At 55.6% G+C, this 15466-nt stretch carries 13 protein-coding genes; 5 read left to right on the forward strand and 8 right to left on the reverse strand.

Features of this window, described 5'->3' with window-relative positions:
• Positions 1-423: 423 nt before the first annotated feature.
• A complete protein-coding gene (locus tag IEX04_RS15895; RefSeq protein ID WP_188687118.1) occupies positions 424-1860 on the reverse strand; it encodes a sugar nucleotide-binding protein in 1437 nt (478 codons plus the stop codon).
• The gene (rfbB, locus tag IEX04_RS15900) at positions 1860-2879 is read right to left on the reverse strand and encodes a dTDP-glucose 4,6-dehydratase (protein WP_188687120.1); all 1020 of its coding nucleotides are present in this window, start codon (positions 2877-2879) and stop codon (positions 1860-1862) included. Before rfbB ends, IEX04_RS15895 begins: the two co-directional genes overlap by 1 nt.
• A gap of 102 nt (positions 2880-2981) precedes the next feature.
• Between rfbB and rfbA the strand changes: the two genes are divergently transcribed.
• Positions 2982-3866, forward strand: a complete 885-nt coding sequence (gene rfbA, locus IEX04_RS15905) for a glucose-1-phosphate thymidylyltransferase RfbA (protein WP_188687122.1) — start codon at positions 2982-2984, stop codon at positions 3864-3866.
• Between the two features lie 190 nt (positions 3867-4056).
• Positions 4057-4662: a sunset domain-containing protein gene (locus IEX04_RS15910; RefSeq protein ID WP_229677197.1), complete on the forward strand. Its 606-nt coding sequence runs from the start codon at positions 4057-4059 to the stop codon at positions 4660-4662.
• Positions 4663-4805: 143 nt separating this feature from the next.
• Here the strand turns inward: IEX04_RS15910 and IEX04_RS15915 are convergent, their stop codons facing one another.
• The 5 genes from IEX04_RS15915 to ilvD form a co-directional block, all read right to left on the reverse strand.
• Positions 4806-6122, reverse strand: a complete 1317-nt coding sequence (locus IEX04_RS15915) for a hypothetical protein (protein WP_229677198.1) — start codon at positions 6120-6122, stop codon at positions 4806-4808.
• 292 nt (positions 6123-6414) lie between these two features.
• Positions 6415-7437: a ketol-acid reductoisomerase gene (ilvC, locus tag IEX04_RS15920; protein ID WP_382344689.1), complete on the reverse strand. Its 1023-nt coding sequence runs from the start codon at positions 7435-7437 to the stop codon at positions 6415-6417.
• Between the two features lie 73 nt (positions 7438-7510).
• On the reverse strand, positions 7511-8029 hold the full coding sequence (gene ilvN / locus IEX04_RS15925; RefSeq protein ID WP_096256157.1) for an acetolactate synthase small subunit: 519 nt from the start codon (positions 8027-8029) through the stop codon (positions 7511-7513).
• A 3-nt stretch (positions 8030-8032) separates the two neighbouring features.
• The gene (locus tag IEX04_RS15930; RefSeq protein ID WP_188687124.1) at positions 8033-9916 is read right to left on the reverse strand and encodes an acetolactate synthase large subunit; all 1884 of its coding nucleotides are present in this window, start codon (positions 9914-9916) and stop codon (positions 8033-8035) included.
• Positions 9917-10202: 286 nt separating this feature from the next.
• On the reverse strand, positions 10203-11906 hold the full coding sequence (gene ilvD / locus IEX04_RS15935) for a dihydroxy-acid dehydratase (protein WP_188687126.1): 1704 nt from the start codon (positions 11904-11906) through the stop codon (positions 10203-10205).
• Positions 11907-12023: 117 nt separating this feature from the next.
• Here ilvD and IEX04_RS15940 point away from each other — a divergent pair, with 117 nt between their 5' ends.
• A complete protein-coding gene (locus IEX04_RS15940) occupies positions 12024-12485 on the forward strand; it encodes a hypothetical protein (RefSeq protein WP_188687128.1) in 462 nt (153 codons plus the stop codon).
• A 158-nt stretch (positions 12486-12643) separates the two neighbouring features.
• Here the strand turns inward: IEX04_RS15940 and IEX04_RS15945 are convergent, their stop codons facing one another.
• The gene (locus IEX04_RS15945) at positions 12644-12805 is read right to left on the reverse strand and encodes a hypothetical protein (RefSeq protein WP_188687129.1); all 162 of its coding nucleotides are present in this window, start codon (positions 12803-12805) and stop codon (positions 12644-12646) included.
• 136 nt (positions 12806-12941) lie between these two features.
• On the opposite strand from IEX04_RS15945, the gene IEX04_RS15950 reads away from it, so the two are divergent.
• The gene (locus IEX04_RS15950; protein ID WP_188687131.1) at positions 12942-13952 is read left to right on the forward strand and encodes a hypothetical protein; all 1011 of its coding nucleotides are present in this window, start codon (positions 12942-12944) and stop codon (positions 13950-13952) included.
• On the forward strand, positions 13936-15441 hold the full coding sequence (locus IEX04_RS15955) for a putative bifunctional diguanylate cyclase/phosphodiesterase (RefSeq protein WP_188687133.1): 1506 nt from the start codon (positions 13936-13938) through the stop codon (positions 15439-15441). The genes IEX04_RS15950 and IEX04_RS15955 overlap by 17 nt, the downstream gene beginning before the upstream one ends.
• The last annotated feature ends 25 nt before the right edge of the window (positions 15442-15466 follow it).

The raw sequence follows: 15466 nt of genomic DNA on the forward strand, positions 1-15466 counted from the left end.
TGCCAATTGTATTTGCCGGAATGTCCTTTGATTTCGTTAGAAATTTGGCATCTCCCCAGAGCCTTTGGACATTTTGAGCGTTGTTAATTGACAAAAAACGTGAATATTCCATTATTCAAACCGCCCCAATCGGTTCGTTCCCCCAAGATTACGGTTGGAATGTTTAGATTCCACCGCATGAATCCCATACTAGGATGGAACAGCCCGAAAATCAGCTGGTTGTCACAGTAAAGTTGCGTTACAGGTACTACATACTCGGTTTCTAGGTAACGAAAAGGTCCACAGGCACCCAAGCATCCAGTCTGTGAATTCACACGCAAATCCACTTGACTTGGAACTTTCCAGATTATTTGGATTTCCAGTTACTGAAAATCCAGAAAAATTACGAGGAAATCGCACCGGGTGTGCTGTCATACTCGATTTTTACTCGGTCACGTACTGTGACTTCTCAGGTGCAACTTCCAGGAATTCCGCGAGCAAATCTGTCTCAGGTCGGCCGGTGAATCCAGTGGCACGTAACTTGTCCATATTGAAGGTGCTGTACTTTGGACGCGGAGCCAAAAATGGCTTACCAGCGGCATATTCTTGCGTCGTCGTGGGCTGCACTCTTGCCGGATCATATCCACTGAGTTCAAAGACCCTGCGCGCAATCTGATACCAGCTCGAGGGCTCGCCATTTCCCTGTAGATGATAAATTCCCGGGGCACTGCCCGAATCGATGAGATGAGCTATGCCTAAGGCAAGTTCACCGGCAAAGGTCAGCCGCCCTACCTGGTCTTCAACTACTTTCGGGTCAATCCCCTGGTCGGCCAGACGACGCATGGTGAGTACAAAATTGTTTCCTTGGCCGATAACCCAACTGGTCCGCACCACATAGTTCTGGGCATGGGCCAGTACAGCTTGTTCCCCGGCTGCCTTGCTCTGTCCGTAAACACCCAGTGGACAGATCATTTCATCTTCGCCAGCGTTGTCGGTTTCACCGTCAAAAACATAATCGGTGGAAACCTGGACCAAGGCCACGCCCTGTTCGGCGCATGCTGTGGCCAGCCGGCGTACAGCCACAGCATTGACCTGCCAGGCTTCGGACCGACCTGCGCCGGTTTCCGCGAGGTCTACCGCGGTCATCGCTGCCGCGTTGATGACGTGGCTGTAACCGGAAAGGTCCAGCGCATCGGTAAATCCGGAGTTCTGCAGATCTACGTCTTCGCGTGTCAAGACCACAAGTCGTGGGTCATTTATGGCCAGCTGCGCGAAGGCACGGCCCAACTGGCCATTGCCGCCGAGTACGGCAATTTTCTTCGGCTGCACGGGCTTAGCTTCTTCGAGGTGCGGATGGTCCCTGTCGGCCTGTGAAACGATGGCTTGATCCAAGCTGATGGGCCAGTCAATCCGCAGTTGCGGATCGGCAAGATTTACATAGCTGTACTCAGCGCGCGAGGCCTCGGTCCAGTGTTCGGTGACCAGATAGGAATACACGGTGTTGTCACTCAGGGTCTGGAACGCGTTGGCTACGCCCCGAGGTACAAACACCGCCTGGTCTGGCCCCATCCGCACGGTAAATACGGTGCCGAAGTTCGCTCCGGGACGCAGATCCATCCAGGCGCCGAAAATCTCTCCGGAAAGCACCGAAACATATTTATCCCAGGGCTCCGCGTGCAAACCACGCGTGGTACCGCGGTCGGCATTAAACGAGACGTTGTTCTGCACCGGGCGGAAGTCTGGCAATCCGGCCGACACCATCTTTTGGCGCTGCCAATTTTCTTTGAACCAACCGCGCTGGTCAACATGCACCGGTAGGTGAAGTACCAATAACCCGGGAATGGCCGTGTGCTCTACCTTGAGTTGATTATCCCGGCTCATCAGCTCGCCACACGAACTTCGGCCGCAAGCTGCACCCGATAACGCTCTTCGGTTTGTGCCTTGCCCGGCTCCCACCACGAACGGTGCTCACGATACCAAGCAATGGTCTGTTCCAAACCATTTTCCAGGTCGGTGTACTGCGGTGCCCAGCCCAGTTCCTCACGTAGCACTGAGGAATCAATGGCATAGCGCAGGTCATGCCCCGCGCGATCCGCAACCCATTCAAAATCGTCAGCTTCCCGGCCCATGAGATTCAGAATCAATCCCAGGACATCACGGTTATTGCGCTCACCATCAGCGCCAATCAGATAGGTTCGCCCAGCTTCGCCGGCTTGAAGAATCCGCTGCACCGCAGACGAGTGGTCACTGGCATGGATCCAATCGCGGACATTGGCACCGTTTCCATAGAGCTTCGGTCGCTGCCCCTCAAGGATGTTGGTGATCTGCCGCGGAATGAACTTCTCCACATGCTGGAACGGCCCATAGTTGTTGGAACAGTTGGACAGCGTTGCCTCAATGCCAAAGGAACGCACCCACGCCTTGACCAGCAGGTCGCTGGAAGCCTTGGACGCCGAATAAGGGCTCGAAGGCTTATAGGGTGTGGATTCGGTGAAGCGCTGCGGGTCGTCAAGCTCCAGATCCCCATAAACTTCATCCGTGGAAATATGGTGCAGGCGTACCTCGTGGTGGCGCACTGCTTCAAGTAGTTCAAAAGTCCCCACAACATTTGAATTCAGGAAGCTACGCGGATCATGCAAGGAATTGTCGTTGTGAGTTTCTGCGGCAAAATGGACTACCGCGTCATGCTGCGGCACAAGCTCATTGACCAGCACGTAGTCGCAGATATCTCCCACGACAAGGTCTACCCGTTTGGGATCAATACCGGACAACGACTGCCGATTCGCGGCATAGGTCATTTTATCAAGGACTGTGATTTCACTGTCGGAGTGCTCAATCATGTGGTGGACAAAGTTCGCCCCAATGAATCCTGCTCCCCCAGTTACAAGGATTCTTTTCATCTTCTCAGACTAGCCAGAGGCCTGCAGGTGCAGAAGCAACCTAGCAATTTTCGAGTATGACTACTCTGCCGGCTCTATAGTCCCCATAGTTATGCTCGGTACATGAGGGGAATAATACTTGCTGGGGGAACCGGGTCGCGTCTGCACCCAATTACACAGGGAATTTCAAAACAGTTGGTGCCGGTCTTTGATAAGCCGATGATCTACTATCCTTTGTCGACTTTAATGCTCGCTGGGATCAAAGACATCTTGATTATCACCACACCACAGGATGAGGTTCTTTTTCGAGGGCTGCTTGGGGACGGCTCTCAATTCGGAATAATGCTCAGTTATCGTGTGCAATCAACACCAGACGGGCTTGCACAGGCTTTCTTGATCGGTGAAGACCATATCGGTGATGACTCGGTCGCCTTGGTGCTGGGTGACAATATCTTCCATGGGCCTGGCTTCGGTACACAATTGCAAAAATACGTGGACAATCCCGGGGCCAGCATCTTTGGGTATTGGGTCGCAGATCCGCGTGCCTACGGCGTCGTGGAATTTGATGAGGATCACCGGGCTATCTCTTTGGAGGAGAAGCCAACAAGCCCGAAAAGCCATTATGCGGTTCCGGGATTGTATTTCTATGACAACTCTGTCGTAGCCAAGGCTCGCGGGCTGAGACCATCGGCGCGCGGAGAACTGGAAATTACCGATATCAACCGTTTGTACCTGGACGAGGGAACGCTCAACGTCAACGTTCTGGCTCGCGGTACCGCGTGGCTGGACACCGGAACCTTTGAATCATTGAATGATGCCTCAAACTTTGTGCGCACCATCGAGGCCCGGCAGGGTCTGAAGATCTGTGTTCCAGAGGAAGTCGCGTGGCGGCAGGGATTTATCGACAATGAACAGCTGCGCCAGCGGGCATTGACGCTCGCCAAGAGCGGTTACGGTGAGTACCTCAACGGGCTGCTCGATTTCAGCTTCGCCGATCCATATCACTAAGGCCTGACCTCGCTTCTCAAATGGTTCCCTTCCCCTGCTGGGGAGGGGAACCATTTTGCGTTCTCGTCGAAAATAAGGATTCAACGACATCTTTATACGAGTCTTGTACTTTCTGGAGGATTCTCCTATTAGAATCAGATTTCGGGACCATGGAGTCCCGTACTCGAACCGAAATTTCATTGGGGAAAAATTGAATAAACTCGCTCAGCGCGCGTTTGCTATCATCGCAACCGGCGCACTCGCCTTCTCAGGCGTCACCGCTGCAGCTGCTGCTTCGCAGCCGACTGCTGTTCCGACCATTAGTGTCTCTGCCGCCAAGAAAACGCCGGCCGTTTCCATCAAGAAGATCGGGACCAAAACGGTCAAGGGTTCAGCGAAGGCAACCATCAAGCCTAGCTATTCCAAGGCGAAGAAAGTCAAGATCAAGTCTGCACTCTTGAGCGTGGTCAAGGGCAAGAAGTCCGTGGCCAAGAACAAGAAGTCGGTCAAGCTTGCAGCCGGCACATACAAGATCACTACCTCGGTCAAATACCAGCTCAAGGGTAAGACCTCGACTGTAAAAAAGACTCAGACGTTGCTGGTCAAGAAAGCCTCGACCAAAAAGTCGGTGAAGATGAATGGCAAAGTCAAGAATTGTCCTGCTAGCTACCCGGTGAAGGGAAACCGTACCGGAAGCCAGAAGGAGTGGAAGTACCATGTGAAGGGCCAGCGTTTCTACAACATCACCAAGCCTGAAGAGTGCTTCAAGACCGCTGCCGATGCCCGCAAGGCCGGCTACCGCGCCTCAAAGATCTAATAGCTCCCAGTTACTTCCATAGGACCATGAGCAAGAGAATAAATTGACCGTGGCTGCATTCTTCGGAATGCGGCCACGGTCAATTCAATGGGTACAAATGCTCACAGCGGCAATGCCGCAGCGGTATGAACGAAATTTGAAATTTACTTTTCGACGGTGTCTTTAGCAGTATCTTCGTCATCATCGTCTCGGCTCTTTCTGATGTTCTCAGCTAATGAGGCCGCCATATCTTCTGCCTTATCCAAAGCACGGTTCTTCGTATCGTCACCAAACTGCTTGATAGCGCTAAGGCCATCAGCACCTGCGTCAGTAACTTTATCCCGGACTTCGGAGACAGCCTTGAGCCACTTCTTGGATTCAAGAGCACCAAAAGCACTCTCAATTCCCAGTCGGCTTTGGAACTCAACTACATCGTTGGATACGATATTTGTTGCTTTGATGACGTCACCGGAAGATTTGGGATGTAACAGGACCTTGGAATTTGCCATTCCAGCAACAGCAGCAATTCGTTCCAAAAGCTGCTCGGTCACCTGCGTGATGTGGACGATGCGACGTTCACGCGATATTTGGAGCCCTACTCGATGATTTTCGAGCTCCTCGGGCGAACCGTTCAAAACCCGATCAAGCTCTAAGACAGACATGCCATCTTGAAGCTGAAAGCACCTTGCTAAGACGGCCAACCATGGGTTGACTTTAGATTCGATCTCGCGGGTGATCTTGGCGAGTTCTCCCATCTTTGATTTCTTCTCAAGTTTCTCTGCCAACGCGTCCAGAGCACGCAGCGCGTACGCTTGGGTCGATGCAATGGTTTTGGCATTCGACTGAACCTTGGACCAGGTAGTTTCCCCAACAAGTCCAACCTGTTCCCGAACAGTCATCGCGTCGTCGATAAGCATCCCCACGCCGTCCATGTCTGCAAAGACCGCGTCATTCTGCGCACGCAGGATATCGTCGACTTTCTCGTCGATCACTTTCAGGTAGTCGGTGATTTCATCCATTGTCTGTTGCATGGCGTACTGAGCCATGATGCCGCCAACGCCCGTAAGAACCGCAGGATTTGAGAGGAAAGTGGTAGGGCCGGTGACAATCTCAAGCAGATTGCTGATCTTGCCATCTTTCATGACGACGGCACGTTTCAGTCCCTTTCCTGATCCAGCCATCAGATTTTGGTGTTTGAAAAACTGTGACGACTCTTTGGAGAGTTTGACCCAGCGGCCGTAGTTCTCCGCTATCCCACTGCTTGCTTGCATCGCCGATGCACCCATGCCTAGAGCTGGGTTCAAACGATCAAGTGGCAATTCTTTGGAAAGTAGTCCGACAGAATCCAAGTACTTTTCAACGGCTCCGCGCTCGCCCAGAACCGCAACGCCGTTACTGTCAGACACAATTTCAATTTCGCCACTAGCCATTTCTGCTCCTTCAGCATTCATGTTGCACCGTGGTCGTTCCAGAAAATTCACGACCAGTCACGTTTTCACGCGAGTGTTTTGAATGGGACTCAATCTAAGCGATACCATACCGCTATCCCCCAGCGAGAAATCGCTAAATCAATCTTCCCATCAATTAGTTGAATACTAAAGTACGTACTGATCACAAAGTTCCAATTTCATCCAAGTATTTATACTTTGCTGCCTCTTCAATGACCCACAAAGAACGCGCTGCTCGTGGCAAAAATAAAAACCACTGGCTCCGAACGACTTTTCAGTCGTTCGGAGCCAGTGGTTCAGCTATAGGGCTGGTTTGAAACTTGCCTTAGCGAGCTACGGAACCATCTACGTAGTCATCCGACGAGGAATCAGAGATCCAGGAGAACAGCGAGCGCAGTTCGCGGCCGGTGGTCTCGATTGGGTGCTCTTCACCCTTCTTGCGCAGTGCCTTGAACTCTGGAGCTCCGGCCTTCTGGTCTTCCATGAAGCGGGTAGCGAAAGCACCGGACTGGATATCAGCCAGTACAGCCTTCATGTTTTCCTTCACCTCTGGGGTGATCACGCGTGGGCCGGAGACGTAGTCGCCGTACTCAGCGGTGTCGGAGATGGACCAGCGCTGCTTGGCGATGCCACCTTCCCACATCAGGTCAACAATCAGCTTCAGCTCGTGGAGTACCTCGAAGTAAGCGATTTCTGGCTTGTAGCCAGCTTCGGTCAGAACTTCGAAGCCGTACTGCACGAGCTGCGAGGTGCCGCCGCAGAGAACTGCCTGCTCACCGAACAGGTCGGTTTCGGTCTCTTCGGTGAAAGTGGTCTCGATGACGCCGGCGCGGGTGCCGCCAATGCCAGCTGCGTAGGACAGTGCCAGTTCCTTGGCGCCGCCGGTGAAGTTCTGCTCCACGGCGATCAGGTCAGGAATACCACGGCCTGCTTCGAATTCGCGGCGCACGGTGTGACCCGGAGCCTTCGGAGCAACCAGTGCCACGTCAACGTTTGCTGGTGGCTTGATGAAGCCGAAGCGGATGTTGAAGCCGTGGCCGAAGAACAGGGCGTTGCCCTCTTCGAGGTGCTCGGAGATCGACTCTGCGTAAACCTGGGCCTGGACCTGGTCCGGGGTCAGGATCATGATGACGTCTGCCCACTTGGCGGCTTCTGCCACGGTGGCGACCTTCAGGCCTTCGGCTTCTGCCTTGGCGCGGGACTTCGAGCCCTCGGCCAGGCCAACGATGACCTCTACGCCGGAGTCGCGCAGGCTCAGTGCGTGTGCGTGACCCTGGGAGCCGTAGCCAATGACTGCGACTTTCTTGCCCTGGATGATTGAAAGATCCGCGTCGTCTTCGTAGTACATATCAGCCACTGTGATTTCTCCTTAGGTTTTCTTCGACAAAGAAGTTTGTTATTAAAAGTGTATTTGGTGGTGCTTAGGCGGAAAGGGTTTTCAGTGCCCTGTCGCTCATTGATTTGGATCCGCGTCCCACGGCCAAGGTGCCGGCCTGGACAATCTCGCGGATGCCGAATGGTTCAAGGACCGCGAGCAGTGCATCGATCTTCCCGGCATTACCGGTAGCCTCGATGACCAGCGAATCCTGGGCCACGTCGATGACCGAGGCACGGAAGAGCTCGGCGGCCTGGGTAACCTGCAGGCGGGTTGCTGCGTCTGCACGGACCTTGACCATGATGTGATCGCGCTGCACCGAGGTTTCCGGCAGCAACTCCACGATCTTGATGACGTTGATCAGCTTGTTCAGCTGCTTGGTGACCTGCTCCAGGGAGTCTCCTTCGGCGTCCACCACGACGGTCATGCGGCTGATTCCCTCAATTTCGGTGGGACCCACCGCGAGCGAATGGATGTTGAATGCGCGGCGGGCGAAGAGGCTGGCTACTCGGGTGAGTACGCCGGGAACATCTTCGACAAGTACCGACAGCGTGTGCTTTGCCATGTTCTAGTCTTCCTCTTCCCAGACTGGGGTCATGCCCTTAGCGATCTGAATCTGATCATTACTGACACCTGAAGGGACCATTGGCCACACCATGGAATCAGCGGAGACCACAAAGTCAATCACTACCGGACGATCATTGATTTCCAAGGCCTTCTGGATGGTCGCGTCGATGTCCTCGTCGCGTTCGCAGCGCAGGCCTACGCAACCGTAGGCATCTGCCAGCTTCACGAAGTCCGGTACCCGTGCAGTTCCGTGACCGGTGTTCAAATCGGTGTTGGAGTAGCGCGAGTTGTAGAACAGCGTCTGCCACTGGCGAACCATGCCCAGCGAGGAGTTGTTGATGATGGCAACCTTGATAGGGATCTGGTTGATTACGCAGGTGGCCAACTCCTGGTTGGTCATCTGGAAGCAGCCGTCTCCGTCAATCGCCCACACCACACGGTCTGGCTGAGCTACCTTGGCGCCCATCGCTGCGGGTACCGAGTAGCCCATGGTGCCAAGGCCTGCGGAGTTCAGCCATGAGCGCGGACGCTCGTACTTGACGAACTGCGCCGCCCACATTTGGTGCTGGCCAACGCCGGCCACGTAGACCGCCTCGGGACCGGTAAGTGCGCCGATCCGTTCAATCACGTTCTGTGGAGCCGAAAGCCCGTCATGGGTTTCGGTGTAGCCAATCGGGTAGGTTTCACGCAGGCGGTTGAGCAACGCCCACCAGCCGGTGAGATCCTGTGGCTTATCTGTTTCAAAACGCGTAGCGCAGGCTTCCTGCAGCTGCGGGATGATTTCATCCAGCGAACCAACGATTGGCACATCCGCGGTGCGGTTCTTTGAAATTTCAGCTGGGTCAATATCGGCGTGAATCACCTTCGCGTTAGGGGCGAATGATGGAAGCACACCGGTGACGCGGTCATCAAATCGTGCGCCCAGAGTAATCAGCAAGTCTGATTGCTGCAAGGCGGTCACCGCGGACACAGCGCCGTGCATGCCAGGCATGCCGACGTGCTGCTCGTGGCTGTCCGGAAACGCGCCGCGTGCGGTCAGGGTAGTGACCACCGGGGCGTTGATGAACTCGGCAAAAGCCTTCAGCTCCTGGTGCGCGTTGGCCTTGATAACGCCACCACCCACGTAGAGCACCGGACGGTTTGCGCTAGCGATCAGCTTGGCGGCTTCACGCAGCTGCTTGTTATGTCCCTTGGTCACCACACGGTAACCGGGGATATCCACCTTCGGTGGCCAAGAGAACGTCATGTCCCCCTGCTGGGCATCCTTCGTGATATCTACCAGCACCGGACCGGGACGTCCGGTCTGTGCGAGGTAGAAGGCACTTGCCATTACTCGTGGAATCTCTTCAGGATTTGTCACCAAAAAAGCGTGCTTGGTAATTGGCATCGTGATGCCAACAATGTCCGCTTCTTGGAACGCGTCCGAGCCAATAAATGCGCTGTGTACCTGTCCGGTAATTGCCACCATTGGAACCGAGTCCATATTGGCATCTGCTAGCGCGGTGACGAGGTTGGTTGCACCCGGACCGGAAGTGGCGATACACACGCCCACTTCACCGGAAACCATGGCGTAACCCTGTGCGGCATGGCCTGCACCCTGTTCATGGCGAACCAAAATGTGATTAATTTTGGTCGAATCCATTAGTGGATCATAGGTGGGAAGGATGGCCCCACCTGGTAATCCGAAGACGTCCTTGACGCCTAGTTCTTCCAACGAGCGGACGATGGCTTGTGACCCCGTCATCTTTGTGGGAGCGACGATATTATTCGGACCCTGTACCGGGTTCGAAGCTTCCACGACGGAAGAGACAGCGGTGGCGGCATCCTTTGATCGATTGATTGATTTCGCAACCGAGGCCGGATTGGCTGGTGTTGAGTTGCTCATCGGGACCCTTTCCTTTTCTATCTCTTCGTTAGCGCATAAAAAACGCCCCGCGGCCGTCACTGTTGACGAAAGGGGGCTGGCGCGTTACCGACGTTCTGTCCTAGTGGACAACGTTTCAGGCTTCGCGCCTGATAACTAGTAGAACCTCGATGGTTGTTTGCATATCTCTAGTTTTCTCCACCCGGAGGGAAAGAGCAACTAGAGACCCCTATCATCTCATTATATGAGATGAATGTCCATTGGTTGGACGCGTTGGCGTCCAACCAATGACTTTTACAAGTTCTTCTTAGCCACAGTAGGCGCCGGTTGACGCCGAGTTGACTAGTTTGACGTACTTGCCGAGCACGCCGGTGGAGAATTTAGCCGGCAGTGGTTCCCAGCCGACCTTGCGAGCTTCCAGCTCGGCAGGATCAACCAGCAGGTCAAAGCTGCGCGCGTCAATATCCACGCGGATCTTATCCCCGTCCTTGACGAAGGCGATTGGCCCGCCGTCAACGGCTTCCGGAGCGACGTGTCCAATGCACAAACCGGTGGTTCCTCCGGAGAAGCGCCCATCGGTCAGCAGCAGTACATCCTTGCCTAGTCCCGCGCCCTTGATGGCACCGGTAATGGCAAGCATTTCGCGCATCCCCGGACCACCCTTAGGCCCTTCGTAGCGGATGACCACTACGTCCCCTGCGTGAATTTCGCCAGCGTCCAATGCCGCCAGTGCACCCTGCTCGCGTTCAAACACGCGGGCGGTACCCTCAAAAACGTCAGCATCAAAGCCTGCGGACTTCACCACAGCACCTTCCGGCGCCAGCGAACCATGCAGCACCGTCACGCCGCCGGTCTTGTGGATCGGATTGTCCACCGCGCGAAGGATCTTGCCATCTGGATCCGGCGGAGCAATATGCGCCAGGTTTTCTGTCATCGTCTTACCGGTGACGGTCAGGCAGTCCCCGTGCAGCAATCCAGCATCCAGCAGCGCCTTCATGACCACCGGTACACCGCCGATACGGTCCAGGTCATTCATCACGTAGCGGCCAAATGGCTTCAGGTCCGCTAAGTGCGGAACCTTGTCGCCAATGCGGTTGAAGTCTGACAGGCTCAGTTCAACCTCGGCCTCGCGGGCAATGGCCAGCAGGTGGAGCACCGCATTGGTGGAACCACCAAAGGCCATCATCACGGCAATGGCGTTTTCAAAAGCTTTTTTAGTCATGATGTCGCGGGCACGGATGCCCTTGCGCAGCATTTCAACGACGGCCTCGCCGGACTTGTGCGCGAACATGTCGCGGCGGCGGTCCGGGGATGGCGGGGCCGCCGAGCCGGGCAGGGACATACCCAGCGCCTCGCCAATGGATGCCATGGTGTTGGCCGTGTACATGCCGCCACAGGCGCCTTCGCCCGGACAGATGGCACGTTCAATGCGGCCTAAATCTTCTTCGCTCATCTTGCCGGCGGCGCAAGCTCCCACGGCTTCGAAGGCATCAATCAGGGTGACATCTTTTTCGGTGCCATCTTCGAGCTTGACCCAACCGGGCATGATGGAACCGGCGTAAAGGAATACCGAGGAAAGATTGAGCCGGGCAGCTGCCATCAGCATGCCTGGCAGCGACTTGTCGCAGCCTGCTAGCAAGACCGAACCGTCGAGGCGCTCGGCCATCATGACGGTTTCTACCGAGTCGGCAATGACTTCGCGGGAAACCAGCGAGAAGTGCATTCCCTCATGGCCCATGGAAATGCCATCGGAGACCGAGATGGTGCCGAACTGCATGGGGAACCCTCCCCCAGCGTGAACACCTTCCTTGGCGCCTTGCGCCAATCGGTTCAGTGAAAGGTTGCAAGGGGTAATTTCATTCCACGAACTGGCAATGCCGATTTGCGGTTTAGCGAAGTCATCGTCTCCCATGCCGACCGCACGCAACATGCCGCGTGATGGGGCAGCGTGGATACCATCGGTGACCACACGTGAACGTGGTTTGATATCTGGGGCTGTATCCTGGCTCATATTTGAGATTCTAGTAGTCAATATGACCAATTGGACAACCCATGACGCGACAATGACATATTTCGCTATGCGAGGAGACTGATCAATTTGTCCATCAAAGTCGGTAGAGTGGAACTTATGGACCCACGCCCAGACGAAAATCCTACCGACCACGTCAAGCGCCTCCTCCATGAGGCCTTTGACTCACAGATCCCCAACTTCGCCAGCTATAACCTGGTGGCAGGTACCGGCATTGCCGGTTCGGGAGGCTTGAAGGTCATTGGATATCGACGTCAGCCAGCGGAACTAGTCCTCGCACCGGTTTCTTCAACCGATCTTTCCGCGTCGGAAGCGGCCATCACCATCAACAACACCAACGTGAATCAGCTGGCCTTGCTCAATGATGGTGGTTACGAAGTCGCTACGTCTACCGGACGCGTCTTCCGTTTTGCTATCCCCGGGACTCCGAGTATTGACGTGCATGTTGATGATGCGGTCAGCGTTGGAGCAGTTATCGATCAAGAAATTGATGCGCGGGATTTCGCTGATTTTATGGATCATTTCATGAATACCATCGAGGGCACCGAAAGCTTCGTTTAAATAGTTCCTTCGCCGCGCTGAGCGGCTGGCGAACGGCAAAACAAAAATCACCGGAGGCATTCCCGCGCTGTGCGCGAATTTCTCCGGTGATTTCAGCTTGCTTTACTGCCGTCTCTTCTCAAAGACACAGCGAACTCAGCAGTGCTGCATTTCCCGGCTTAGTAAGGCCAAAGTCCGCCAGCTGGGTTAGTGACCTGAGCCTTATATGGCCATAGGCCTCCGGCATCGGTATCGGCGGGCTGCGAGGTATTGGCGGCGACGCCAATTACCAATGCCAGCGCCGCTGCGGACAAAACTGCAATTTTCTTGATCTTCTTCATAGAGGGTGCGATCCTTCGCTTTTGAAAAGCGGCTGCTAGCCACGGCACGCTGCGAAAATTGCTGTGCGCCGCAGATCATCTTAGTGTTTCCAGTCACTGGCAACAAGTGCTCCGCCAATAATGCGATACTGATTCCGTGGATCAAATACCCCCAGCAGCCTCGGTGCAGATGTCGGTTTCCCGACTCCTGCAGAAGGTGCACGAAGAAGACTATGAAGCGGTACTCAAACTCGGCACGCAGCTGCTCACGCAGCTCTCCCCGACGGTCGACCCGGGGACCGCCTGGCTGGTCCAAGAAGCACTCTGCTCGGCAGCGCATGAAGCTGATGACTATGAATTCATGGATGCCCTCGCCACAGAACTAACCCACACCGCGAACCTGCTCCAGCGCGCGGATCTGCACGTTGAAGCACTATGCAAGTCCTCCACCGCGAAGCGTTGCCTCGGGCAGACGCAAGCCGCACTTGAAATGGCCAGCGAGGCTCGCAAGCAAAGCACAAACTTTCCAGCAGAATCACCATTGCGGGTGCAGGTTTACCAAGTGCTGATTGCCGCCCTGGTGGAAAGTGGAGACTTCGGGCAGGCGTGGCAGCTGCACGGCCAGCTCGATGAATGCCTGCACCTAGTTATCGATTCCCACGAGCAGGGCAAAGCCTATTGGACCCTTGGCAACTTAGCGTTCATGGTCAACCAACCGCAACTTGGACTGCATTATCATGACCGCGCCGCGACATTGCTCAGCCCCGCGAAAGACATGCTGCTCTGGGCGCGGTTCAACCGCGCCTCCACCGAGATGCGCTTGCAAGCGGGTATCGCCGATTCGGCGACGCACGACTGCCTGCAGCGCGCCGAAACGGCATTTGAGCTGATTGAGGCCGGAGATCTGGACCGGATGGGATTACGTATGACCCAGTCCCGGCTTGCGGCCCTGGATGGGGATTCAGAGCGGGCCACGGTGTTGCTTGAGGATTTTACCGCGCACTATTCCGGATCCGGCGAGCATCTGGTACCGCTGTACCAGTGGTGGGCTGACCTTGCTGCGTCCACCGGCCGCCAGTCGGTAGCGAGGGATAAGCAGCAATACGTCGCTCAATGGACGCACCAGCAAACCCCAACCCAAGGTGGTGCCCGTGACGGAGAATACTGACCCGCGGATTCAGCAGATCGTCGATGCGATAGTGAGCATCTCTGCCGGGGACTTCTCAGTGTCGCTCACCCCCAGTGTGCTGCGCGACGATGTGGATGCGATCATTGTCGGCATCAGAGCCATGGCAGCCCGCCTCGGAGACACCTACGAGGCCCTAGAGCGCCGCGTAGATCAGCGCACCGCAATGCTTGAACGCGCCAGTTCAAGCCTGGAAGTACTGGCTTACACCGATACCCTCACCGGACTGGCAAATCGAGCGGCGATCCTACGCGAGCTGCGCGCCCATCACGAATCCCTGCAGCGCGGTGAGCCTGCTGCTGTCCTCTTCCTGCTGGATCTGGATTTCTTCAAGCATATTAACGACACCCATGGGCACAATGCCGGAGACACAGTGCTCAAGGAAGTAGCACGGCGGCTGGAAGCGCATACGCGCCCCGGCGACCTCGCGGCCCGTCTGGGAGGCGACGAGTTCGCAATTCTTGCGCACGTGGATATCGTGTCCGCTAAATCACTGGGCCAGCGCATCCTCGAAGTCCTGCAGGAGCCCATAGACCTGGACTCATCGGTGATCACTCCCGGTGGGAGCATTGGTTTCTGCGCCAGCAATCCTGCGCAGAGCGAAGACCAATGGGTTGAGCAGGCGGATACCGCCATGTACGTCGCCAAGCGCAACTCCAGCCAGGACAAGGTTCAGCAATTCGAGCAGTATATGCTCTACGAACGCCGTCAGAAGGCAAAACTCAGCTCAGAGCTGCGCGACGCACTGGATTGCAGGGACATCTTCCCGGTCTATCAGCCCATCATCTGCGCCAGCACCGGTGCGCACGTGGCTGTGGAGGCACTGGCGCGCTGGGCGCATCCCGAGCTGGGGGTGCTGTCACCGTTGGAATTCCTGCCGCTGGCGGCGGCGGCAGGCATCTCAAACAAAGTTACCGCACGAATACTCTCCGGGGCATTGGCAGATTTGGCCGCTTGGCACGCAGCGGGCAAGGTGACACGCGATTTCCGTGTCCAAGTGAATGTGACTCCGGCAGAACTCTGTGATCTCGCCTTCCCCGACCTGATCAAGGGCCTGCTGCGCAGCTATGAAGTTCCCGCTGACTGTTTGGTTATCGAGGTTACCGAGGAACGCTACATCTCAGATGGCAAGCTGGAGCTATATACCCTCATGGCACTGAAGCAGATGGGAGTCAGGGTGTATATCGACGATTTCGGAGCCGGATACTCGTCCTTTGGCTATCTCAGCAAACTGCCGGTTGCCGGGGTGAAAATCGATCGATCGCTGAATACCGAGGTGGAAACCAGCGCGCGGCAGCGCGCTATTTTGCGCTCGATTTTCGATCTGGCCGCGGCATGCGAGCTTGACTGCACGGTGGAGGGCGTGGAAACCGCGCAGCAGGCGCATGCGCTTATCGCCTTGGGAGCCACGCATTTCCAAGGCTATTTTTATGGTAAACCAGGCGCCTACGAGCCGATGGGACTCGGGTAAAATCTTGGTAATCTTTCGGATAGAC

It is taken from the genome of Glutamicibacter ardleyensis (genome assembly GCF_014644555.1).
In the GTDB taxonomy this organism is placed as follows: domain Bacteria; phylum Actinomycetota; class Actinomycetes; order Actinomycetales; family Micrococcaceae; genus Glutamicibacter; species Glutamicibacter bergerei.

Bases quoted from the DNA above. Each gene is read 5' to 3' on its own strand.
- IEX04_RS15895 (WP_188687118.1), bottom strand. From the start codon at position 1,860: ATGAGCCGGGATAATCAACTCAAGGTAGAGCACACGGCCATTCCCGGG.
- rfbB (WP_188687120.1), bottom strand. From the start codon at position 2,879: ATGAAAAGAATCCTTGTAACTGGGGGAGCAGGATTCATTGGGGCGAAC.
- rfbA (WP_188687122.1), top strand. From the start codon at position 2,982: ATGAGGGGAATAATACTTGCTGGGGGAACCGGGTCGCGTCTGCACCCA.
- ilvC (WP_382344689.1), bottom strand. From the start codon at position 7,437: ATGTACTACGAAGACGACGCGGATCTTTCAATCATCCAGGGCAAGAAA.
- ilvN (WP_096256157.1), bottom strand. From the start codon at position 8,029: ATGGCAAAGCACACGCTGTCGGTACTTGTCGAAGATGTTCCCGGCGTA.
- IEX04_RS15930 (WP_188687124.1), bottom strand. From the start codon at position 9,916: ATGAGCAACTCAACACCAGCCAATCCGGCCTCGGTTGCGAAATCAATC.
- ilvD (WP_188687126.1), bottom strand. From the start codon at position 11,906: ATGAGCCAGGATACAGCCCCAGATATCAAACCACGTTCACGTGTGGTC.
- IEX04_RS15940 (WP_188687128.1), top strand. From the start codon at position 12,024: ATGGACCCACGCCCAGACGAAAATCCTACCGACCACGTCAAGCGCCTC.
- IEX04_RS15945 (WP_188687129.1), bottom strand. From the start codon at position 12,805: ATGAAGAAGATCAAGAAAATTGCAGTTTTGTCCGCAGCGGCGCTGGCA.